At 64.1% G+C, this 21,168-nt stretch carries 20 protein-coding genes; 8 read left to right on the top strand and 12 right to left on the bottom strand.

Translation table 11 applies throughout. From position 1 onward, the window contains the following. Window positions 1-142: 142 nt before the first annotated feature. Complete coding sequence (locus H6935_05155; protein MCP5277736.1) at window positions 143-559, top strand: DsrE family protein; 417 nt, start codon at window positions 143-145, stop codon at window positions 557-559. 69 nt (window positions 560-628) lie between these two features. Here H6935_05155 and H6935_05160 read toward each other — a convergent pair whose 3' ends face one another. Next, window positions 629-1,567, bottom strand: a complete 939-nt coding sequence (locus tag H6935_05160; protein MCP5277737.1) for a hydrogen peroxide-inducible genes activator — start codon at window positions 1,565-1,567, stop codon at window positions 629-631. Between the two features lie 435 nt (window positions 1,568-2,002). Here H6935_05160 and H6935_05165 point away from each other — a divergent pair, with 435 nt between their 5' ends. The 6 genes from H6935_05165 (at window position 2,003) to H6935_05190 (ending at window position 7,722) form a co-directional block, all read left to right on the top strand. Next, window positions 2,003-2,161, top strand: coding sequence for a hypothetical protein (locus H6935_05165; GenBank protein MCP5277738.1), 159 nt, complete (start codon window positions 2,003-2,005; stop codon window positions 2,159-2,161). A gap of 272 nt (window positions 2,162-2,433) precedes the next feature. Continuing rightward, on the top strand, window positions 2,434-4,611 hold the full coding sequence (katG, locus tag H6935_05170; protein MCP5277739.1) for a catalase/peroxidase HPI: 2,178 nt from the start codon (window positions 2,434-2,436) through the stop codon (window positions 4,609-4,611). Window positions 4,612-4,908: 297 nt separating this feature from the next. Further along, window positions 4,909-5,109 (top strand): hypothetical protein, encoded by a 201-nt coding sequence (locus H6935_05175; protein ID MCP5277740.1) that lies wholly within the window; start codon window positions 4,909-4,911, stop codon window positions 5,107-5,109. 11 nt (window positions 5,110-5,120) lie between these two features. Beyond that, complete coding sequence (locus tag H6935_05180) at window positions 5,121-6,050, top strand: ZIP family metal transporter (protein MCP5277741.1); 930 nt, start codon at window positions 5,121-5,123, stop codon at window positions 6,048-6,050. Window positions 6,051-6,059: 9 nt separating this feature from the next. Then, window positions 6,060-6,983 carry a DUF3616 domain-containing protein gene (locus H6935_05185; protein ID MCP5277742.1) on the top strand — a complete coding sequence of 308 codons (924 nt, stop codon included), beginning with the start codon at window positions 6,060-6,062 and terminating at the stop codon, window positions 6,981-6,983. A gap of 61 nt (window positions 6,984-7,044) precedes the next feature. Then, on the top strand, window positions 7,045-7,722 hold the full coding sequence (locus H6935_05190; GenBank protein ID MCP5277743.1) for a YceH family protein: 678 nt from the start codon (window positions 7,045-7,047) through the stop codon (window positions 7,720-7,722). 113 nt (window positions 7,723-7,835) lie between these two features. Here the strand turns inward: H6935_05190 and H6935_05195 are convergent, their stop codons facing one another. The 5 genes from H6935_05195 to H6935_05215 all read right to left on the bottom strand — a co-directional run bounded on the left by H6935_05195 (window position 7,836) and on the right by H6935_05215 (window position 14,871). Further along, the gene (locus tag H6935_05195) at window positions 7,836-8,789 is read right to left on the bottom strand and encodes a diguanylate cyclase (GenBank protein ID MCP5277744.1); all 954 of its coding nucleotides are present in this window, start codon (window positions 8,787-8,789) and stop codon (window positions 7,836-7,838) included. A 20-nt stretch (window positions 8,790-8,809) separates the two neighbouring features. Next, window positions 8,810-9,169: a response regulator gene (locus H6935_05200; GenBank protein MCP5277745.1), complete on the bottom strand. Its 360-nt coding sequence runs from the start codon at window positions 9,167-9,169 to the stop codon at window positions 8,810-8,812. A gap of 15 nt (window positions 9,170-9,184) precedes the next feature. After that, a complete protein-coding gene (locus H6935_05205) occupies window positions 9,185-12,343 on the bottom strand; it encodes a PAS domain-containing protein (protein ID MCP5277746.1) in 3,159 nt (1,052 codons plus the stop codon). Window positions 12,344-12,346: 3 nt separating this feature from the next. Continuing rightward, complete coding sequence (locus H6935_05210; GenBank protein ID MCP5277747.1) at window positions 12,347-13,351, bottom strand: substrate-binding domain-containing protein; 1,005 nt, start codon at window positions 13,349-13,351, stop codon at window positions 12,347-12,349. A 164-nt stretch (window positions 13,352-13,515) separates the two neighbouring features. Next, window positions 13,516-14,871 carry a transglycosylase SLT domain-containing protein gene (locus H6935_05215; protein ID MCP5277748.1) on the bottom strand — a complete coding sequence of 452 codons (1,356 nt, stop codon included), beginning with the start codon at window positions 14,869-14,871 and terminating at the stop codon, window positions 13,516-13,518. A gap of 247 nt (window positions 14,872-15,118) precedes the next feature. On the opposite strand from H6935_05215, the gene H6935_05220 reads away from it, so the two are divergent. Further along, the gene (locus H6935_05220; protein ID MCP5277749.1) at window positions 15,119-15,523 is read left to right on the top strand and encodes an FKBP-type peptidyl-prolyl cis-trans isomerase; all 405 of its coding nucleotides are present in this window, start codon (window positions 15,119-15,121) and stop codon (window positions 15,521-15,523) included. Window positions 15,524-15,718: 195 nt separating this feature from the next. Here the strand turns inward: H6935_05220 and bfr are convergent, their stop codons facing one another. The 6 genes from bfr to feoB all read right to left on the bottom strand — a co-directional run bounded on the left by bfr (window position 15,719) and on the right by feoB (window position 21,153). Continuing rightward, window positions 15,719-16,198, bottom strand: coding sequence for a bacterioferritin (bfr, locus tag H6935_05225; protein ID MCP5277750.1), 480 nt, complete (start codon window positions 16,196-16,198; stop codon window positions 15,719-15,721). 171 nt (window positions 16,199-16,369) lie between these two features. After that, a complete protein-coding gene (locus H6935_05230) occupies window positions 16,370-16,570 on the bottom strand; it encodes a (2Fe-2S)-binding protein (protein MCP5277751.1) in 201 nt (66 codons plus the stop codon). A 310-nt stretch (window positions 16,571-16,880) separates the two neighbouring features. Then, complete coding sequence (locus H6935_05235; GenBank protein MCP5277752.1) at window positions 16,881-17,432, bottom strand: hypothetical protein; 552 nt, start codon at window positions 17,430-17,432, stop codon at window positions 16,881-16,883. Between the two features lies 1 nt (window position 17,433). After that, window positions 17,434-18,429 (bottom strand): CDF family Co(II)/Ni(II) efflux transporter DmeF, encoded by a 996-nt coding sequence (dmeF, locus tag H6935_05240; protein ID MCP5277753.1) that lies wholly within the window; start codon window positions 18,427-18,429, stop codon window positions 17,434-17,436. A 111-nt stretch (window positions 18,430-18,540) separates the two neighbouring features. Then, window positions 18,541-18,762, bottom strand: a complete 222-nt coding sequence (locus H6935_05245) for a FeoC-like transcriptional regulator (protein ID MCP5277754.1) — start codon at window positions 18,760-18,762, stop codon at window positions 18,541-18,543. A gap of 12 nt (window positions 18,763-18,774) precedes the next feature. After that, complete coding sequence (gene feoB / locus H6935_05250; protein MCP5277755.1) at window positions 18,775-21,153, bottom strand: Fe(2+) transporter permease subunit FeoB; 2,379 nt, start codon at window positions 21,151-21,153, stop codon at window positions 18,775-18,777. Window positions 21,154-21,168: the final 15 nt, after the last annotated feature.

Here is a 21,168-nt window from a genome sequence, read left to right on the forward strand (position 1 = left end):
TCCGATTATTCCATCGGCCGCGACACAAACTTATGGAATAAATCCACATCCCGGCGCGTCTTAAGAGCGGTGCTCACGATATGGACGGGCCCACCGACGACATTTTCTTTATTTCTGGAGGAGCCACATGAAAAACACCCTGATGCTAGCCGCCGCGGCTTTCGTACTCACCACCCCGGCGGCCTTCGCCAACGACGGCAATGCCGACGCCGAGGAAAAGGTCGTCTATCACATCAACGATGCCAGCGTTGCCCGCGTGGCCATGCGCAATGTCGAGAACCACGTCAACGCCGCGCCCAAGGCCAAGATCGTGGTGGTCACCCACGGCAAGGGCATCGATTTCCTGCTCAACGACGCCCAGGACGCCAAGGGCGCCTATGCCCCCCAGGTAGCCGGCCTCAGGGAAAAGGGTGTGGAATTCAAGGTCTGCCGCAACACCCTCAAGGGCCGCAAACTGGACGACAGCGCCGTCATCATGGAAGCCCAGGTGGTGCCCTCCGGCGTGGCCGAGATCGGCAAGCTGCAGTCCAAGTCGGGCTACGTTTACCTCAAGCCCTGACACACCATCCTCCGGGCGCGGCGCCATGCCGCCCCTTGCCGGCCTCTGGCCGGTTTTTTTATGCCTGCGTCAGGCCCCGCCTGGCCGAGGCTTGAGTTTTTGCACGCATGTCAGTTCGCAGGCCATGATGGCCTGGCGGATGGCCTCGATGGCCCGGGGCCGGGGAAAGCTCTTGCGCCAGGCGATGGCCACCTGCCGGCTGGGAGCGGTGCTCTTGAAGGGGCGCATGGTGATCATGTCGTCGCTGGCTGTGTGGGAACGGGCAGCGGTGCAAGGCAGCACCGTCACCCCCACGCCGCTGGCCACCATCTGGCGGATGGTCTCCAGGGAACTGCTTTCCAGGGTCTTGGCCAGGCCACTGGCGGAGCGGTTCAGGGCGGGGCAGGCCTGCAGCACCTGGTCCCGGAAGCAGTGACCGCTGCCCAGCAGCAGCAGGTTTTCCTGTTCCAGTTCGTCGCTGCCGATCTGCTTCTTCTTGCGCCAGGGGTGCTCGGCGGGCAGGGCCACCAGAAAGGGCTCGTCGTACAGGGGCAGGGACAGGATGCCCGGCTCCTCCACCGGCGTGGCGATGATCATGGCGTCCAGTTCGCCCTTGCGCATCTTCTCCGTCAGCACCCGGGTGTAGTTCTCCTCCAGCAGCAGGGGCATCTCCGGCGCCATGGCGTGCAGCACCGGGATAAGGCTGGGCAGCAGGTAGGGGGCAATGGTGTAGATGGCCCCCAGGCGCAGCGGACCCGCCAGGTCGTCCCGGGCCCCGGCGGCCAGATCCTTGATGCCGTCCACCAGTTCGAAGATGCGGGAAGCCTGCTCCGCCACCCGCTCCCCAGCCGGGGTCACCGTCACGTCACCACCGCCGCCCCGCTCGAACAGCATTACCCCCAGTTCCTCCTCCAGCTTCTTGATGGCGACGGACAGGGTTGGCTGGGCCACGTGGCAAGCCTCCGCGGCACGGCCGAAATGGCGCTGGCGGACGACGGCGAGCACGTAACGAAGTTCGGTGAGGGTCATGTCAGTCGGAGGTGGATGGAATGGCCGGCAACGAGGAAAGCGGGATTCCCAGGCTTGAAAAAGAACGGCGGAAGCAGTCTATCCATTACATTCCATGGATTGGGAAACATTCCTGAACGAAAGCCAGGTCATATTCAGTTATTTATATTAATTCTAATTGGTGGCCCTGTTCTTAAAAGCAAAATATCCAACCTCATGTGATCTTCATTCACAGCAGGCACCCTGAAGATCGCACACCCTGGTCTCAGCGCTTGTCGCTCTGGCAGCCACTTCAACAGGATCAGGCGTGTTAGCCACAGACCCCATCCCCGTCAAAACCCAAGACCCCAACCAGGGTTAAGCGGAAAGAAGTTTCATGTCTCGTTCCTGGTCTTTCCGTTTCAGTCCTCAATTTCTGAAATTCCCGCCGTTACCCGCCCATGGGCGAACAGTCCCTTGAAGATGGAACAGGTGGCCTGGCATGAAACCAGGAGCAGGGCGGAAGGCCTGGACGGGTTCACCGTCAAGGGCGACGACCGCCTTAAGTTCAAACTTCCCATCCTGCCGCCTTCCTCCAACGACACACCCAAGCCCAAGCCCAAGCTCCACGGCTGACCGGCTCTGGAAGGCTGCCAGCGAAGGTCTCCCTTTGGTGGCAGCTCGAATTGGGACTCGGGCAGTCTACGTAAGAGAGCAGGCTTGCCCTGCATCGCCATCCATCGCAATTAGCTATCGTGCTGTTTGAAGGAATCAATTAGCCATTCCGCTCCCTGAAGTCTTCAATGACATCAAGCCTCGCCAAGGGCCCGGCTACACACAGAAGGAGCGAATCACGGACGGTGTTCTCGCTCCACCAATGGCTGTAATGACATTGATCGGAGATGACCATGGATGGAAACAACACCAAATCCGCTGGCAAATGCCCAGTCATGCACGGGGGCGCCACCACGACCGCCACATCGAACATGGAATGGTGGCCGAAGGCGCTGAATCTGGACATCCTGCACCAGCACGACACGAAGACCAACCCGATGGGCAAGGATTTCAACTATCGGGAAGAGGTCATGAAACTCGACTTCGAGGCGCTCAAGAAGGATCTCAAGGCCCTGATGACCGACAGCCAGGACTGGTGGCCTGCCGACTGGGGCCACTACGGTGGCCTGATGATCCGCATGTCCTGGCATGCGGCGGGCACCTACCGCATCGCCGACGGCCGTGGCGGCGCCGGCACCGGCAATCAGCGCTTCGCGCCCATCAACTCCTGGCCGGACAACGCCAACCTGGACAAGGCCCGCCGCCTGCTGTGGCCCATCAAAAAGAAGTACGGCAACAAGCTCAGCTGGGCGGACCTCATCGCCCTGGCCGGCACCATTGCCTACGAGTCCATGGGCCTGAAGACCTTTGGCTTCGGCTTTGGCCGCGAGGATATCTGGCACCCCGAGAAGGACACCTACTGGGGGGCGGAGAAGGAATGGCTGGCACCCAGCGACAGTCGCTACGAAAACCTCGACGACCCTTCGACCATGGAAAATCCGCTGGCCGCGGTGCAGATGGGCCTGATCTACGTGAACCCCGAGGGCGTGAACGGCAAGCCCGACCCGCTGAAGACCGCCGCCCAGGTGCGGGAGACCTTCGCCCGCATGGCCATGAACGACGAGGAAACCGTGGCCCTGACGGCGGGCGGCCACACCGTGGGCAAGACCCACGGCAACGGCAGCGCCGCCAACCTGGGCCCGGCGCCTGAAGGCGCCCCCATCGAGGAGCAGGGCCTGGGCTGGCAGAACCACACCACCCGGGGCATCGGCCGCGACACCGTCACCAGCGGCATCGAAGGCGCCTGGACCACCCATCCGACGCAATGGGACAACGGTTACTTCGACCTGCTCCTGGGCTACGACTGGTGGCTGCAGAAGTCCCCGGCCGGCGCCTGGCAGTGGGAGCCGGTCAACATCCGGGAAGAGGACATGCCCGTGGATGTGGAGGACCCCTCGATTCGCTGCAAGCCCATCATGACCGATGCGGACATGGCCATGAGATTCGACCCCGAATACCGCAGGATCGCGGAACGCTTCCACAAGGACCCGGCCTACTTCTCGGAAGTCTTCGCCCGGGCCTGGTTCAAGCTCACCCACCGGGACATGGGGCCCAGGGCCCGCTACATCGGCCCGGACGTGCCCAAGGAAGACCTGATCTGGCAGGATCCGGTGCCTGCCGGCCGCACCGACTACGACGTAGATGCCGTCAAGGCGAAGATAGCGGCCAGCGGCCTCTCCATCGGTGAAATGGTGTCCACGGCCTGGGACAGCGCCCGCACCTTCCGCGGCTCGGACAAGCGCGGTGGCGCCAACGGCGCCCGCATCCGCCTGGCGCCCCAGAAGGCATGGGAAGGCAACGAACCCGCCCGCCTGGCCAAGGTGCTGGCGGCACTGGAGGGCATAGCCGCCCAGACGGGGGCCAGCGTGGCGGACGTCATCGTCCTGGCGGGCAATGTGGGCATCGAGCAGGCCGTCAAGGCGGCGGGCTTCGATGTCACCGTGCCCTTTGCCCCCGGCCGCGGCGACGCCACCGATGCCATGACGGACGCCGCCTCCTTCGCCGTGCTGGAACCGGTGGCCGACGGCTACCGCAACTGGCTGAAGAAGGACTACGTCGTCAGCGCCGAGGAATTGATGCTGGACCGCACCCAGCTCCTGGGCCTGACCGCCCCTGAAATGACGGTACTGGTTGGCGGCATGCGGGTGCTGGCCACGAACCATGGCGGCACGAAGCATGGCGTGTTCACCGCGCGGGAAGGCGCCTTGACTAACGACTTCTTCGTCAACCTGACCGACATGTCCAACGTGTGGAAACCGGCCGGCAACAACCTGTATGAAGTCCGCGACCGCAGGACAGGCCAGGTCAAATGGACGGCGACGCGCGTGGATCTGGTGTTCGGCTCCAACTCCATCCTGCGGGCCTACGCCGAGGTCTATGCCCAGGACGACAACAAGGAGAAGTTCGTTCAGGACTTCGTGGCGGCCTGGGCCAAGGTGATGAACCTGGACCGCTTCGATCTTGCCGGTTGATACGGCACGTCATTTCTGGCCTGGACACTGGCCTTGGCCTTGCCGATCGCTCCGTCCGGGGCGATCGGCAGATATGGGGCCGTTGCGCCCGAACCTCTTCGTCCCCCCGCGGGGAAGTGCGTCGTCGACCGCCAGCCCCTGGTCGCCAGAACAGGCCGGCTCTTTGTTTCGATCATCAATAGCTATCAATATTTTTGCATTATTCAATTTCAACTATTTTCTGGTTTGGCCTGTAATACACCCAAGCCCGCGATGCCCCATGGCAGCGGAGATTGACGATCTGAAAGGTGAATCATCATGACCTTGAGCCTCTACAGCACCATCAGGGCCTGGAAACGGGAAAACGCGCGTGAACTCGCCCAGCGCCAGGAGACCCCCCCTCGCCCCCATGAAGCCATGCGGCAGGAGGCATCCGCCTTGTATGCCGCCATTGCGGCCATGGGTTGCGGCTTGGGCGGCATGGCCTGCGCAGATACCATGGAAGCCCACAAGCCCTAGCCGGAGCGACCATGGAGATCGCCACCCACGCACCCCTGACCCAGCGCGAAGCCTGGGTGCAGCAGGCCCAGCAGCATCCGTGGACGGCCCTGGGCCTGCTGGCTGCCGGCCTGGCCGTGGCGTGGCTGGTCAGCGTGAGCAGCTGGCAGGTCTATTCCGGCCGGGCGGATGCCGCCCTGCGACTGGGCATGCTGGGGGGACTGGCGGGCTTTGCCGCCACGGCCCTGGGGGCTCTGCCGGGCATCGCCCTGAAGGGCATCAGCCAACGGGTGGAGGACACCATGCTGGGCCTGGCGGCGGGCATGATGCTGGCCGCCAGCTCCTTCTCCCTCATCCTGCCCGGCCTGGAAGCCGGCGAGGCCCTCACCGGCAGCGCCGGCCTGGGCGCCGCCACGGTGGTGGCGGGCATGGCCCTGGGGGTTATGCTGATGCTGGGCCTGGACCAGTTCACGCCCCACGAACACGAGCACGGCGGCCCCTGCGGCGCCGGCTGCGAACGGGTCAACCGGGTGTGGCTGTTCGTGCTGGCCATCGCCCTGCATAACCTGCCGGAAGGCATGGCCATCGGCGTCAGCTTCGCCCAGGGGGACATGAGCGTGGGCCTGCCCCTCACCACCGCCATCGCCTTGCAGGACATCCCGGAAGGCCTGGCGGTGGCCATGTCCCTGCGGGCCATCGGCCTGGGCCCCCTGCGGGCAGTGCTCATCGCCGGCGCCACCGGCCTCATGGAACCCCTGGGCGCCCTGCTGGGCATCGGCCTCTCCAGCGGCCTGGCCATGGCCTACCCCATGGGCCTGGGGTTGGCGGCCGGCGCCATGATCTTCGTGGTGTCCCACGAGGTGATCCCGGAGACCCACCGCAACGGCCACCAGACCCCGGCCACCCTGGGACTCATGGCCGGCTTCGCGGTGATGATGGTGCTGGACACCACCCTGGGCTGATCATTCGGCATGCCCCACCTGAACCCGCCCACATTCCTGCCCCTGACGGGGGTCTACGAGCCTTCCGCCATCCAGCAACTGGCGGACGGGCGCTTCCTGGTGGTGGAGGATGAGAAGGACCACCCCTTCTGCCTGGTCACCCTCCACCCGGACGGCGGCGTCACCAGCATGCCCCTGAGCCCGGAACCCCAGGCGGACGGCGCTGGCACCGGCAAGCTGGACGACCTGGAAGGCCTGGCCCGGGGCCCCTCCGGCCACTTGTACGCCATCACCTCCCATTCCCGGGATGGCGACGGCGACGAGAAGAAGTCCCGCCACAAGCTTGCCCGCTTCATGGTCCAGGGCGACCAAATCGTGGAACCATGCGTGGCCCTGGGCCTGAAACCCGCCCTGGCGGCTGTCCACCCGGTGCTGGCCACGGCGGCGGCAATCCTCGACGTGAAAGCCGAGGGCGGCCTCAACATCGAGGCCCTGGAAATCACACCCGACCCCCGGCGCCTGCTGCTGGGATTCCGCAGTCCCCTGCTGGCAGGCCGGGCCCTCATCGCCGCCATCGAAAACGCCGACGCGATGTTCGATGGGAGCGAACCGCCCCGGGTCTCCCCCGATCTGATCACCCTGGACCTGGGCGGCCACGGCATCCGCGGCATGTCCTGGCTGCCCGCCCTGGACGGCTACCTCGTCATCAGCGGCCCCGTGGCCAGGGAACAGGTGCAATTCCGGGTCTGGTTCTGGAACGGCCAGGCCGATGCACAGGTGCGTAGGATCCGCGTGCCTGGCCTGGCCGGCTTCGAACACGCCGAAGGCATCACCCCCGCCCTCCTGGAAGGCCGCCCCCACATCGTCCTGGTGAGCGACGACGGCAGCAGGGCGGAAGGACGATGTGCCCGCTACCTGCTGCTCGAACCGGGGCAATTGGTGCTGGAGCCCTGAGCGGGCAGATGTCCACCCGTCCCGGGGGCATAATGGCCGCACCCCCAGGACAAGCCACACCATGACCGCCCCCCACCTGCCCATCCTCTCCCTGCTGGAAACCCGCATCCTCGGCGTGCTCTACGAAAAGCAGCACACGGTGCCCGACACCTACCCCCTGTCGCTGAACGCCCTGGTGGCCGGCTGCAACCAGAAGACCAGCCGCAACCCCGTCATGGAGGTCACCGAGGCCGAGGTCCAGGCCGCCCTGGACAGCCTCAAGGGGCCCACCCTGATCATGGAATCCAGCGGCGGGCGCGTGACCCGCTACGCCCACAACCTGGAGAAGGTCCTGCGCCAGCCCTCCCAGGCCATGGCCCTGCTCACCCTGCTCATGCTGCGCGGTCCCCAGACGGCGGGCGAGCTGCGCATCAACTGCGAGCGGCTGCACAGGTTCGCGGACATTTCGGCGGTGGAAGGTTTCCTGGAAGAACTGGCCGAGCGCCCGGATGGCGCACTTGTCATGGAACTCCCGCGCCAGCCCGGCGCCCGGGAGAACCGCTGGGCCCAACTGCTCGGCGGGACACCAGCCGTGGAGGAAGGTTCACCCGCAACCCATGTTCAGGCTGACCTGGCTGCCGATGTGACCCTGGGAGAAATCACCGCCCTCAAGGCCAACATGACTCGTCTGGAAGCCGAGGTGGATGAGCTGAAGGCCCTGGTGGCGAAGCTGTGCGCGGACCTGGGCTACAGGCGCTAGCCGACCGGGGTGAATCACGACCGCTCAAGCCGGGTTGCAAACCGGAACGGGCTGCAACGGAAAATACCCTATCCAACTCGACGAGCTGGCCCCCTCAAGCCACTTCGCCGCTTTCATTCACCATGCACCACCCGGTTTCGTCCCTGCTGCTTCGCGAGATACAGGGCTTGGTCGGCGCCCCTCAGCAAGATACTGGGCTCCGCGGGGTATGCCAGCTCCCGGGCGCTGGCACAGATGCCCTCATACTGCTTCGGGCAATAGCTTGCGAGCCCGACGCTCAGGGTAACCACCGATGCCGTCGGCGATGAGCCGTGGGGAATAGCCAGTTTTCTCACTTGCTGGCAAAGCTGTTCGGCCAGGTCCTGCGCATCGCCGGACCCCGTGTTCGCCAGGATGGCAGCGAATTCCTCGCCCCCGTACCGGGCCACGAAATCGCCTGCCCGTTTGAGGCAATGGTGCAGTGCCTGGGCGACCTGGCGCAGACAGTCATCGCCGATCAGGTGGCCATAGGTGTCGTTGAACTGCTTGAAGTGGTCGATATCCACCATCAACAGGGACAACGGCGACTGGTTGCGCAGAGCCCGCCGCCACTCCAGGACCAGTACCTCATCGAATGCGCGACGGTTGGAGATCTGGGTCAGGCCGTCGAGATTGTTGAGACGGCGCAACTCTTCCGTCTTGTGCCTCAAGGCCAATTGGGTCTTGACCCTGGCTTGCAGCACGGCGGGGTTGACCGGTTTGCGGATGAAGTCTGCGCCCCCCATGTTGAGGGCCCGGGTCTCCGATTCCACATCATCGAACGTGGTGATGAACACCACGGGCAGGTCCGTCGTCTCCGGATTCCCTTTCACCGCCCTGCACGTGGCGTAGCCATCCATTCCGGGCATGTCCACATCCAGAATGACCAGATCCGGCATTTCCTTGGCGATTTTCAGCAAGGCCTCCTCGCCGCAGGAGGCGGTTGTGATCTCGCCGAATGCCTTCAGGTGGGTTTGAAGCACCCGCAATATCAGGGGATCGTCGTCCACCAGCAGGATGCGGGCTTGAGGTCTGGAGAGGGAGTCCATGGGGCCTGTGCAGGGGGCCGTCAACCTGGCCGAACTTCAAGCTGGGTGAGGACGCTCTGCAGGACATCAAACGGAATAGGCTTGCGCAGAGAGGCGTCGGCCCCCAGGTCCCTGCTCATGTCCAAGTACATGGGGTCTGCGGAAACCGCAATGACCTTGGGCTTGTCCGCGAGCCTGTAGATGTCCCGTATGGTCGAAAGACCTTCTTTCTTGTCCATGAAGATGTCTATCAGGCAGGCCAGGGGCCTGAACTGGGCGACCTGCTCCACGACGCCTTCACCGGAGTCGTTCTCCACCACCGCGAAGCCCATCTCCCGCAGATGGCGCTTCATCACCATGCGGAAGATCGGGTCGTCATCCACCACGAGTACCGTTTTCATCGTTCATCCAACACTTCAATTCTTCCGGACTTGTTGATTCTCACGCCAGGCCCCGGCTGCGCGAAAGAGTTCGGCATGGGCCTTGGCAAAGGAGGCGAACTTGTCCTCGATTTCCGGGGAATTGGCGGTTATCGCTTCATCCAGGGCCTTGGCGGCATCCCGCAGGCCCGTTGCACCGATGGTACCCGCCTGGCTGCGCAGCTTATGCACCATCCTGGCCACAATTTCCGGCTTGCCGGCATCCAGCAGGGCTCGGGCCTGTTCCACGACAGCGCCATTGGCCGCCAGGAAGTCGGCCAAAATATCCATGAAGAAGCTTACGTCCTCCCCAAGCATCCTCAAAGCCACGCCCATGTCGATTCCGCTGATCACGGGCCATGCCTCCTGGGCCACCATGGATGCATTGCCTTCCTGACCGGCAAGGACCTGGGCGGGGGATGGGGACGGTGGCAATGGCTGCCCACGGCTCCGTTCGACCTGCTGGCGCAGCACCTGCACCAGTCGGGCCGGGTCCACGGGCTTGATAAAGAAATCATCCATGCCCGCATCAAAGGCTCGCTGCTGCTCGGTGGTCGTGGCCCCCGCCGTCAGGGCAATGACCGGAAGCCGGGGCAGCTTGAGATCAGCGCGTATCCGCATGGTGGCTTCGCATCCGTCCATGCCCGGCATCTGCAGATCCATGAGCACCAGATCAAAGCCCTCCCGGGCATTTCTGATGGCATCCAGCGCCTGCTCTCCGGAATCGCAAGTAGTCGGGATCGCCCCTTCCTTGGCCAGGATGCGCTGCATGACGTCCAGGTTGAAAGGACTGTCGTCCACCACCAGCACGCGCACGCCTTGCAGACCTGGAAACCACGGGCTTTCCTTGCCCGTCGCCGTGCTGGGCAACGATTCCGGCGCCTGGGCTGAAGGCTCGAAAGGCAACTCCAGCCAGAATGCGGAGCCTTCGCCGGGCCGGGTTTCAAAGCCCACATCCCCCCCCATCAAACTGGCCAGTCGCCTGATGATGGAAAGTCCCAGGCCGGTGCCCCCGTAGCGACGTGTGGTGGACCCATCCGCCTGCATGAACGGCTTGAAAAGCCTGGCCTGTGCTTCTTGAGCAATGCCGATGCCGGTATCCGTAACCGTGAACCGCAGGCGCAGAGGCTGCCCCGCCGATGGGTGTCCGACGGGGTCCATGCGGAGAGTGACGCTGCCCGCATCGGTGAACTTGAGGGCGTTGCCGAGCAGGTTGGTCAGCATCTGCCGCAGGCGGTTGCCATCGCCGATCAGCACGGGCGGCATTGCATCTGGCAAGGCAGGCATATCTAGCGCAACGCCCTTGCTCGCCGCGGTGGCGGAAAACATGGCGCGCAGGTCATGCAGCAGTTCCGGGAGTGAGAAGGGATAAGCCTCCAGAGTGAGTTCGCCGGCTTCGATCTTGGACAAGTCCAGGATGTCGTTGATGAGGGCCAGCAGGGTCTTGCTTGAAGCTTCGATGGTGAGCAGGTCCCGGCGCTGGGCCCTGTCCAGGGAAGAATGGCTCAACAGGTAGGTGACACCGATGATGGCATTGAGAGGCGTCCGGATCTCATGGCTCATGTTGGCCAGGAAATCCGACTTGGAGCGATTGGCCACCTCGGCCTTGTTACGCTCCTCGACCAGAAGCCCTTCCAGGCGCTTGCGCTCGGTGATATCCATGTGGGTGCCCACCAGGCGGGTAGGGTGGTCCTGAGCATCCTTGCGCAATGTGGCCCGGGACAGGACGTTGACCCACCGGCCGTCCTTGTGCAGCATCCGGAATTCCACCTCGAACTTCTCGGCACGCCCCTCGATCAGGTCCCTCACCAGGGACAGGGTGGACTGCCTGTCCTCGGGATGAACCAGGTTCGACCAGGTCCCCAGGTTGTTTTCCAGTTCCTCATCGGCATAGCCGAGCATGGCCTTCCAGCGTGGTGAGTAATAGACGACGTCCGTCCTCAGATCCCAGTCCCAAAGGCCGTCATCGGCACCCTCCAGGGCCAGTTTCAGGCGTTCCTCGCTGCGACCCAGCGCTTCCTCTGCCTTCTTTCTGACGTTGATGTCCTGATGGGTCCCTGCCATGAGCTTTGGCTGGCCGTCCGCTGTCCGGCTGATGACCCTGCCCCGGTCAAGCACCCATACCCAGTGGCCGGCCTTGTGCCGCATGCGGGCTTCACACTCGTAATAGGGCACCTGGCCGGAGAAGTGCTTTTCCAGCAATTCCCCCGAGAGTTTGAGGTCATCCGGGTGGGCGTGGCGCAGCCAGGTTTCGATGGACACCGGCGCCAGCTCCTCCAGTGTGTAGCCGATGATCTCGGCCCAGCGCTCGTTGAATACCACCTGCCCCGTCTGGACGTCCCACTCCCAGGTACCCGCCAGGGTTCCGTCAATCACGTTCTGCAACCGTTCCCGGCTTTGCTGAAGGTCATCGCGGGAGGTCCTCATCACGGACACCATGGCATTCATGGCGTCAGATAGGGCGGCAATTTCGCCCAGGTAGAAGCTGGGAACCGGCCCGACCGGAATGCCGTCCTGGTCCTGCTGCTTCATGGCAGAACCGATCCGGGCCAGGGGCCGCACCAGAAAACGACTCGCGAAGAAGATCAACAGCCCTGTGAGGACCAGGCCCAGTACCAGGGAGCTCTTCAGGCTGTCCTTCAGCGAGGTCCTCAGGGCCTGGTTGATCGTTGCGTCGGTGTTGTAGATGGCGACGCTGCCTATCTCCTCCCCTGAGTCAGCCAGTATGGGTGCCGAGTCCCGGTGGAAAGTGTCCTTCAGCAACTGGTTTTGCGCAGGATCTTCGGGGTCAAACTCCCGGACCACACCTTTGGCATCCCTGATCTTGCCGCTTACGTAGGCTTCCTTGCCCAGCAGCGTGCCCAGCTTGTAATCGCGCACGACGATGGCGAAGTGCTGGCGGGGGAGAATTTCCGCCTTGACCAGGTTTTCATAGTCGTTGACGGCGTAGGCTTCGATGTACGTGGCCAGGTTCTTCTGCAAGGTCGCCAGGCTGCTGGACGAGCTCTGCTGCATCTGGGCCAGGATCGTTTCACGCTGGGCCCGGTAACTGGACAGGGCCTGCACTGCGAATACCGTTGCCACCGTGATGGCCACGATGCCGCTGATCAGGACAAGCAGGGAACGGCGCCTGGCGCCCCCGGTCATCGCCGCCATCGCCTATTGGCCTTCCAAACCCAGCACGTTGCGGCGGATCGTCGGCAGCAGTTGGCGGATATTGCCTTGTGATACGGCCAGAACGGGAAGCTGGATACTCCTCGGAACGGACTTGCCGGCGAGATGGGCATGCACCGCGTTGACCGATTCCTCGCCCATCAGGTAAGGCTGCTGCATGCCGGCTCCCACCAGGGTGCCGTTCTGGATCAGTTCGATGAACTCGGGCTCCGCGTCAAAACATATCAGCAGCACCTGGCCCCCTCTTCCGGCTTGCCTGATGGCGTCCAGGGCTGCCTGGTAGCGGTCTGACCCCTGCAGCCACAATGCGCGCATGTCAGGGTGACCGACGAGCAATTCCCTGGCGAAGTCATAGGTTTCCCGGTAGGTGAAATCCACCTGCTGTCGGATGTTCGCGCCCCTGATGCCGGCATCTTCCAGGGCCTTCAGAAATCCCGCGGTCCGGTCTCTTCCGTTGGCGCGCTTTTGTGGAATCGCGATGATGCCAACGCTGCCTTGGGACCATTTCCGTTCCTGCATGGCCTGCACCAGGATTCTGCCAATCTGGTAGGCCCCGTCCTGGTTGTCGGAGGCGATATAGCTCACGTAGGTCCCGACATCCGTGCCGATGTCCGCGATGACCACCGGTATGTCCGCCTGCCGGGCCAGCTTCAGGATCGTGACCGCGGCGGAGGAGTTCGTGGGGGACAGGATCATGCCATCCACCTTGTTACTGATGGCCCGGACTGCGAGCTCCAGTTCCCGCTTGGCGTCGTTCTCGGCACTATGCACGTCCAACCGGTAGCCCAGCCCCTTGGCACGGGCCTCGATGCCCTGCTTCATGATGTTCCAGAAGGGAATGCGCAAATCGGAAACCAGATAGGCAATCTGCTTTTCCGCCCCATGGGAAAAACCCGTCGGGACGAATATCAGCGCGAGAAAGACATAGGCGAATAGGCGGCATCGACGCAGCCCGGCTCGAAGCCGGACCAAGCGTGTGACGAAGTACATGTTTTCCCCCGGGTCTCGAGGCTTTTCTACAACAGGAAAAGCGTATCACCGGGATTTGGCTGTTTGGTAGCCGTATATTTGTATCGGCCGCGGAGCGTCCCCATGCGGGTTATCCGTTATCAGCTCGCCACGCTCCAGGCATCGCCCACCGGCGACTTCGCACTTCAGCCGGAAATAGGAACCTCCAGGGTGTCCCCGGGCCTGAGGGGCTCGGAGGACTCGTTCCAGCGGCGAAGTTCGGTTACCTGTACCTTGTAGTGTTTGGCGACCCGCTCCAGGGTGTCGCCCTTGCGCACGGTATGGATCCGCATGGCCGGACGCCTGGCTAGGGCCAGGACTCTGGTTTCAGGCTTGGAGGAAACCCCGGTTTTGGCGGGCACCAGCAGGGTCTGGGCCTGGGCAACGTTGCCCTTGTGGAGCCTGAGAGGGTTGTGTTCCTTCAACCATGCCAGGGTCACCCCGAACTTTTCGGCGATCTTTATCACGCTTTCTCCCCGGCGGGCCTGGTAGGCCTGCAGGCTGTGGGCGTCCACCCCCTGGCGGTGCAGGTTGAACTGGAACACCTCCAACCGTTCGGTGGGCAGCAACAGGACGTTGTGGCTGTCCGTGTGGATCACGCGGCGCTGGAAGCCGGGATTGAGGGCGAGGAAGTCATCCAGCTTCATGTCTGCCAGGCGCGCGGCCTGCCGGGCTTCCATGGGGTGCTGCAAGGCGACCTGCATGAAATAAGGTTCGTTGGCCACCATTTCCAGGCTGATGCCGAAGCGCCGGGGGTCAAGGACGATGTTGCGCAGGGCCACCAGTTTCGGCACGTAATGGCGGGTTTCCGTGGGCAACCTGAGACTGGCGTAGTCCGTGGTCTTGCCTTGGCGGCGGGACTGGGCCCGGGCCACGCAGCCTTCGCCGCAGTTGTAAGCGGCCAGGGCCAGTTCCCAGTCGCCGAACATGGCGTGGAGCGTCTGCAGGTAATCGAGGGCGGCCCGGGTGGCGCTGACGACGTCGCGACGGCCGTCGAACCAGGCATTCCGCTTGAGCCCGTAGAGGCTGCCGGTGGAGGGGATGAACTGCCAGAGACCCATGGCCTTCATGGGTGACAGGGCCTGGGGGTTGTAGGCGGACTCGATCATGGGCAGCAGGGCGATCTCCATGGGCATGCCGCGCTTTTCCACTTCCTCGGCGATGTAGTAGAGATAGGGACGGCTGCGCTCCACGCCCCGGGAGAGATAGGCGGAATGGTCGGAGAACCAGGCTTCATGCCGACGGGTGAGCACGGGGTCGGACTCGGGGAGCGAAAACCCGGCACGGATGCGTTGCCAAAGTCCCGCCTGGGCTTCATGCCCAGCCAGGGCCGAGGTCGACAGCGCATGGCTGACTTTCAGTCTGGGGACGGCTGTATCCGCCGCTGTCACGCCCCCTGCACCGCCCATGGCCAGGCAGGCTACCAGCAGGAAGCGGGCGATGAGGCGAGAGCTGGACAGGGGCAATTCGTTCTTGCTTGCGGTGTTGTGGATAAATGGCAATGTCCTGATTCCCTTTTTGTGAATGCCCTGTTTTCCAGGCAGTTATTTGAACAGGTCGAGCAGGGTTCGTGCCAGAAGAAACATCCCTTTTGCATCAATTGGTTATGACAGGACCACCCATGGAGGAGGACACATCTGTAAAGCCAGCCGACGGCAGCATCGACGAAGATTCAGCTTTTATTGGCAAGGCGTGAAAGCCTTGCGCGCTTCGATACACTCTCCCCTCCCCTTTCTTCAAGACCTACTCATGCGCACACTGAAATTGCTCGCGGCAACCTTGGCCGCCCTGACCTGTACTTTCACCTTTGCGGGCGACTCCGAAACCATGCAATCAGGTGTGGTGGTGTCCCATCTCAAGCCAGGCCAGGGCGCGTCCCCTAGCGCTGCCAGCACGGTGCGCGTGCATTACCGGGGCACGCTGGCCAACGGCACCGAGTTCGACAGCTCCTACAAGCGCCGCGAACCCATCAGCTTTCCGCTACGGGGCGTCATCCCCTGCTGGACCCAGGGTGTGCAGAAGATGAAGGTGGGCGGCAAGGCCAGACTGACCTGTCCGGCGGACACCGCTTATGGCGACAGAGGCGTGCCGGGGGTGATTCCGCCCAAGTCCGTGCTGACCTTCGATGTGGAACTGCTGGCCATCGAGCGCTGAATGGCGTGGCGGCCCGGCCACTTGGGTAAGCGCTGAATCTCCGCGCTTGCGTCATTCCGGCGAAAGCCGGAATCCAGAGCCATCAAAACCCTGGACCCCGGCGTTCGCCGGGGTGACGGATCAATCAGTGGTTTGCCGCCCATACAAAGTACAACGGGGCCCAGGGCCCCGTTGTACGTTTCGGCGCGCGGGACCTCAGCTCTCGATGCCGCCCATGGCGGTTTGCAGATAGTTCTGCAAGCCCACCTTTTCCACCAGCTCGATCTGGGTTTCCAGGTAGTCGATGTGCTCCTCGGTGTCCTTCTGGATTCCTTCCAGGATTTCCCTGGAGACGTAGTCTTTCACCGATTCGCAATAGTGGATGGCCTCGGTATAGAGGGCGTGGCCGTTGTGTTCCAGCTTGAGGTCGCAGGCCAGGCATTCGGGCACGTTCTCGCCGATCATGAGTTTGCCCAGGTCCTGCAGGTTGGGCAGGCCTTCCAGGAAGAGGATGCGCTCGATGAGCTTGTCGGCGTGGTGCATCTCCTCGATGGATTCCTCGTACTCATGTTTGCCCAGGGCCAGCAGACCCCAGTTCTTGTACATGCGGGCATGGAGGAAATACTGGTTGATGGCCGTCAGTTCGACGGTGAGAGCCTTGTTCAGATACTGGATGACTTTCTTGTCGCCTTTCATGGAACGCGCTCCTGGAGAAATGTTTGTGTGGGCGCCCAAAGGGGCCCTGCTCGTTCCGGCTGGCCGTTGGCTGGTGCTGCTTGGCTATTGGGCGATCGCCGGCTGCCCCGGGGGCAGCTGACTGGATTATAGATAGGTGTTGGGGATGGGAGCCAGAAGCCCGCAACAGGGCTAGGCGGCGCAGGCGTTGCCTTCACCCTGGTTGGGGCAGTCCCGGCACTCTTTCAGGATGCCGTGGGCGCACTTGGCGCAACGGCCGCATTCCGAGGCCACCCCCAGATGCTCCCGCAGTCCACGCATGGACTGCACGCCGCATTGCACGGCCTCGCGCACCTGACTTTCAGTCACTGCCTGGCAAACACAGACGTACATGACTAGACACTCCAACAGCTTGATGAACCCAGTCTACAGTGATGAGAATGATTGTCAACAACACGAAACAATTTTTTTGCCCCGTTGCTTCGATATCCAAGTGGCAAATTCCATGCCCGAGTTGGAATGGCTTGGGCAAAAGGGATGTCCCCATGCCATGCCCCTTGGCAGGACCGGGGAATAGCGGCAGGCATGGTTATTGGGCGCCATGAGGCTGCCCGGTGGCGGCGTTAGGTTTGGGCGGACTATGACAAGGCTGCTTGTCTGGATTCCCACAAGCACTGGACGAACCGGCGGCGTGCCGCTCGGGTCAACCCACGCAGCCGGCCAGCAGCCTGACCAACCCCCGCGCATAGTTCCAATCCTCCGCCTGGGCGGCCCGATGCTCCGGCAGGAAGATTTCCAGCCCCACGTACAGGAATTGGGGGCTGTTGCAAACCTGTTCGGGAATGACGCAGGTGGCGAAAGGGGTTTGCCCCGAGGTGGGCGCGAAAGGCACGACCCGGCTCCTTCGCCCCCATGCCGGGTCTGCGTAGCGCAAGGCCATTTCCACGCAGCCGCTCAGGGCCGCATCCTTGCAATAGATATCGGCGCAGGGGCCGTCCCGGTCGATGCCCGTATGCAGGTCGATCACCAGGCGGTAAGCGCGCTTGCGCACGTGGGCGAGCAACTGGTGATAAAGCTCCCGGTGCAGGGTGTCGTAGTGAAAGAGTTCATCGGGTCGCGGCCGCCGCCCGGAAAGGCCTTCGCCGATGCGCAACACTGCCGTCTCCCCCGGATCCAGGCCCGCAGCCACCTGTTCGCCGAAGGCCAGTTCCTCCCGATGTACGCCGATGACCAGGAGGGTGGGCGGACCTTGCATCTCAGGCGGTGGGGGCGGGCCGGCAGACGGCATCCCGGCAGTGGTTGATCTCCACGGTGAGGTGGTCCAGGCCCTCCACCTCGGCCAGGAGGTCCCGGTATTCATCCACGGAGCGGGGCGAGTGGGTGACCAGGGAGAGGATGCAGGCCCGGCTGGCGGGGCCCACCCGCCACAGGTGCAGGTCGGCGATTTCGTGGTCCGGCTGGGCGGCGATGATGCGCCTAATCTCCGTCGCGACGCGGCCATGGTCTTCCGCATCCAGCAGCACCCGGGCGCTGTCCCGGGCCAGGCCCCAGGCCCAGCGGCCCACCACGGCCGCGCCCACCATGCCCATGACCGGATCCAGGAAACCCCAGCCAAAGACCATGCCGCCGGCCAGGGCCACGATGGCCAGCACCGAGGTGAGGGCATCGGCCAGCACGTGCAGGTAGGCCGCCTTCAGGTTGTGGTCCACGTGCTCATGGTGGTGATCAAGGTCGTGGTCGTGATCGTGGTGGTCATGATCATGGGCGTGCCCAGGAGGATGATCGTGACCATGATGGTCGTGGTCCAGCAGCCAGGCGCTGGCCAGGTTGACCGCCAGGCCCAGCAACGCCACGGCCATGGCCTCGGCGTAGTGGATGGCCACGGGCTGGTATAGGCGCTGCACGGATTCCACGATCATCCACAGGGCCACGGCCCCCAGGAACAGGGCGCTGGTGTAGCCCGCCAGGGCCGTGACCTTGCCGGTGCCGAAGGTGAAGCGGGCATCCCCGGCATGCTGGCGGGCGAAGCGGTAGGCGAAGGCGGCCATGCCCAGGGCGCCCACGTGGCTGGCCATGTGCCAACCGTCCGCCAGCAGGGCCATGGAACCGGTGAGCCAACCCGCCGCGAGTTCCACCAGCATGGCGGCGAAGGTGAGGCCCACCACCCAGCGGGTGCGCCGCTCCGCGCTTTGCTGCGCCTGGGTGCCGAAATCGTGGCTGTGCTGCCAGGGGCTGAGGTCGTGGGTATGCATGTCAATCCTCCTGGGAATGTAGCCCGGAGGAGCATGGCGAGTCCGGGGACAAAGGGGAGAGCAGCACCCCGGGCTCGGCCTTGGGCCTCCTCCGGGCTACGGCTGGATGTTTCAATCGCCGGTCCATTCGTATAACTCCACCGCGTTCGGATCGCATTTGCAACACCCGGAGCAGGATGTGCCGGCAGGCAGGCGCCGCACCCGCCCCTTGCGTTCCAGGGTGGCCAGCATGCCCTTCAGGGCCTCCGGCGCGGCGTCCAGGCCCAGGGCCATGTCCGTCACGCTGGCGCGCCGATGCTGGCGCAGATAGTCGTTGACCTGGGACAGAATCATATCGATCCCTCCTCACGCCTTCTGGGGCGCGGGCATGGGCCCGTCCGCCTCCCGCCGGCCCATCCAGCGCAGGGTCAGGAAGGCCGCGACGAAGCAGCCCGCCATGGCCGCGATCCACCCTGCTGATGTGGCCGGATGCTGGGCATAGGTGGCCACCTGGTAATACAGGGTGGAAAGGCCATAGGCCAGGCCGGAGGTCCACCAGGCCACGAAGACGGTCCAGCGCGGGCCGGATTCCTGGTACACGGCGGCGATGGCGGCGGTGCAGGGGAAGTAGAGCAGGATGAACAGCAGGTAGGCGAAAGCCCCGGCGGCGCCGTCGAAGCGGGCGGCCATGGCGCCGAAGGTGCCGGTGGACACCTCCTGCTCCTCGGCCACGACGGCCTGGTCGCTGACGTCGCCCACCTGGATGCCCAGGGGGTCGGCCCAGGCGCCCAGGGCGTCGGACAGATTGGCGGGGATGGTGGCGAAGGCGCCGCCCACCGCGTCGGCCAGGCTGAACGGCTCCTCGGCGGCTTCCTTGCCCGCGTCCTGGGCCGCCAGGGCCGTGTAGGCCGCGTCCAGGGTACCCACCACTGCCTCCTTGGCCAGCACGCCGGTGAAGATGCCCACGGCGGCGGGCCAGTTGTCCTCGTTCAACCCCAGGGGCGAGAAGGCCGGGGCGATGCCGCGGCCCACCTCGGCCAGCATGGACTGGTCGCTGTCCTCGTTGCCGAAGCTGCCGTCCGTGCCCACGGCATTGAGGAAGTTGAGCACCAGCACCATGGGCACGATGATCCGGCCGGCCCGGAAGATGAAGCTCTTCAGCCGGTCCCACGTGTGGATCAGGATGCCTTTCACGGTGGGCAGGTGGTAGGGGGGCAGCTCCATGATGAAGGGCGTGGCCTCGCCCTTGAGCACGGTGTTCTTCAGCACCAGGCCGGTGAGCACGGCCACCACGATGCCGATGAGGTACAGGCCGAACACCACGTTCTGGGCCCCCTGGGGGAAGAAAGCGGCGGCGAACAGCACATACACCGGCAGCCGCGCGCCGCAGGACATGAAGGGCGCCATGGCGATGGTGATGAGCCGGTCCCGGCGGTGCTCCAGGGTGCGGGTGGCCATGATGGCCGGCACGTTGCAGCCGAAGCCCACGATGAGCGGCACGAAGGACTTGCCCGGCAGGCCCACCCAGCGCATGAAGCGGTCCATGACGAAGGCGGCCCGGGCCATGTAGCCCGAGTCCTCCAGGATGGAGAGGAACAGGTAGAGGAAGCCGATGACCGGGATGAAGGTGGCCACGGTCTGGAGGCCGCCGCCGATGCCGTTGGCCAGGGCCACGGTGACCCACTCCGAGGCCCCCATGCCACCCAGTAGGGCGCCGAAGCCGTCCACGAATATGGCCCCGGCAAGCTGGTCGAAGAAGTCGATGAAGGCGCCGCCGATGTTGATGGTGAACATGAACATCAGGTACATCATGAGCAGGAAGACGGGGATGCCCAGTGCCCGGTTCAGCACCACCCGGTCGATGCGGTCGGTGAGGTCCCGGCCCACCAGGCCGGCCACGGTGACGGCCTGTTTCGACATGTGGTTGGCCAGGCTGTAGCGGGCATCCGCCACCAATATATCCAGGTCGTCCCCCAGGGATTCGGCCCGCTGCTTGGCTTCCGCCGCCAGCTCCGGCCCGGCGGCCTTACGCGCCAGGTCGTCCCCCTCCAGCAGGCGCACCGCCAGCCAGCGTTGAGATGTGCCGGTAGCCTGGGCGGCTTCATTCAGACGCAAGGCCAGGCCCGCCACGGCGTGGTCCAGGGCGGCCTCATACTCCACCAGGGCCGAAGCCCGGGGCTGGCTGGCCACGGCCGCGCGGATGGCCTCCTTCAGTTCGGCGATCCCCTTGCCTTCCGAGGCCACCACGGGCACCACGGGGCAGCCCAACTGGCGGCTGAGCGCGTCGGCGTCCACGGTCATGCCCTTGCTTTCCGCCACGTCCACCATGTTCAGCACCACCAACAGGGGCACGCGCATCTCCGCCAACTGGGTGGTGAGGTACAGGTTGCGCTCCAGGTTGGAGGCGTCGACGATGTTGATGATGAGGTCCGCCTCGTTGGCGTGCACATAGTCCCGGGCCACCTTCTCGTCCAGGGACACCTCCCGGTCCACCACGTCCAGGGAGTAGGTGCCGGGCAGGTCCACCACCTCGAAACGAATTTGGTTTGTGCCATGGACCAAACGGTATTCGCCCACCTTCTTCTCCACCGTCACGCCGGGCCAGTTGCCCACCCGCTGCTTGGAGCCGGTGAGGCCGTTGAACAGGGTGGTCTTGCCGCAGTTGGGGTTGCCCACCAGGCCGATGGTAAAACCCGTTTTGCCTCCGGCCGCCCGCTGCGCGGGCTTAACATTCGCTTCGCTCATATTAGCCTCCGCCGA

Origin of the sequence: Thiobacillus sp., from assembly GCA_024235835.1 — a bacterium.
Lineage (GTDB): Bacteria > Pseudomonadota > Gammaproteobacteria > Burkholderiales > Thiobacillaceae > PFJX01.

What these genes read in the sequence shown, in the direction of transcription:
- H6935_05155 (MCP5277736.1), top strand. Translation starts at nt 143, where the DNA reads ATGCTAGCCGCCGCGGCTTTCGTACTCACCACCCCGGCGGCCTTCGCC.
- H6935_05160 (MCP5277737.1), bottom strand. Translation starts at nt 1,567, where the DNA reads ATGACCCTCACCGAACTTCGTTACGTGCTCGCCGTCGTCCGCCAGCGC.
- katG (MCP5277739.1), top strand. Translation starts at nt 2,434, where the DNA reads ATGGATGGAAACAACACCAAATCCGCTGGCAAATGCCCAGTCATGCAC.
- H6935_05175 (MCP5277740.1), top strand. Translation starts at nt 4,909, where the DNA reads ATGACCTTGAGCCTCTACAGCACCATCAGGGCCTGGAAACGGGAAAAC.
- H6935_05180 (MCP5277741.1), top strand. Translation starts at nt 5,121, where the DNA reads ATGGAGATCGCCACCCACGCACCCCTGACCCAGCGCGAAGCCTGGGTG.
- H6935_05185 (MCP5277742.1), top strand. Translation starts at nt 6,060, where the DNA reads ATGCCCCACCTGAACCCGCCCACATTCCTGCCCCTGACGGGGGTCTAC.
- H6935_05190 (MCP5277743.1), top strand. Translation starts at nt 7,045, where the DNA reads ATGACCGCCCCCCACCTGCCCATCCTCTCCCTGCTGGAAACCCGCATC.
- H6935_05195 (MCP5277744.1), bottom strand. Translation starts at nt 8,789, where the DNA reads ATGGACTCCCTCTCCAGACCTCAAGCCCGCATCCTGCTGGTGGACGAC.
- H6935_05200 (MCP5277745.1), bottom strand. Translation starts at nt 9,169, where the DNA reads ATGAAAACGGTACTCGTGGTGGATGACGACCCGATCTTCCGCATGGTG.
- H6935_05205 (MCP5277746.1), bottom strand. Translation starts at nt 12,343, where the DNA reads ATGGCGGCGATGACCGGGGGCGCCAGGCGCCGTTCCCTGCTTGTCCTG.
- H6935_05210 (MCP5277747.1), bottom strand. Translation starts at nt 13,351, where the DNA reads ATGTACTTCGTCACACGCTTGGTCCGGCTTCGAGCCGGGCTGCGTCGA.
- H6935_05220 (MCP5277749.1), top strand. Translation starts at nt 15,119, where the DNA reads ATGCGCACACTGAAATTGCTCGCGGCAACCTTGGCCGCCCTGACCTGT.
- bfr (MCP5277750.1), bottom strand. Translation starts at nt 16,198, where the DNA reads ATGAAAGGCGACAAGAAAGTCATCCAGTATCTGAACAAGGCTCTCACC.
- H6935_05230 (MCP5277751.1), bottom strand. Translation starts at nt 16,570, where the DNA reads ATGTACGTCTGTGTTTGCCAGGCAGTGACTGAAAGTCAGGTGCGCGAG.
- H6935_05235 (MCP5277752.1), bottom strand. Translation starts at nt 17,432, where the DNA reads ATGCAAGGTCCGCCCACCCTCCTGGTCATCGGCGTACATCGGGAGGAA.
- dmeF (MCP5277753.1), bottom strand. Translation starts at nt 18,429, where the DNA reads ATGCATACCCACGACCTCAGCCCCTGGCAGCACAGCCACGATTTCGGC.
- H6935_05245 (MCP5277754.1), bottom strand. Translation starts at nt 18,762, where the DNA reads ATGATTCTGTCCCAGGTCAACGACTATCTGCGCCAGCATCGGCGCGCC.
- feoB (MCP5277755.1), bottom strand. Translation starts at nt 21,153, where the DNA reads ATGAGCGAAGCGAATGTTAAGCCCGCGCAGCGGGCGGCCGGAGGCAAA.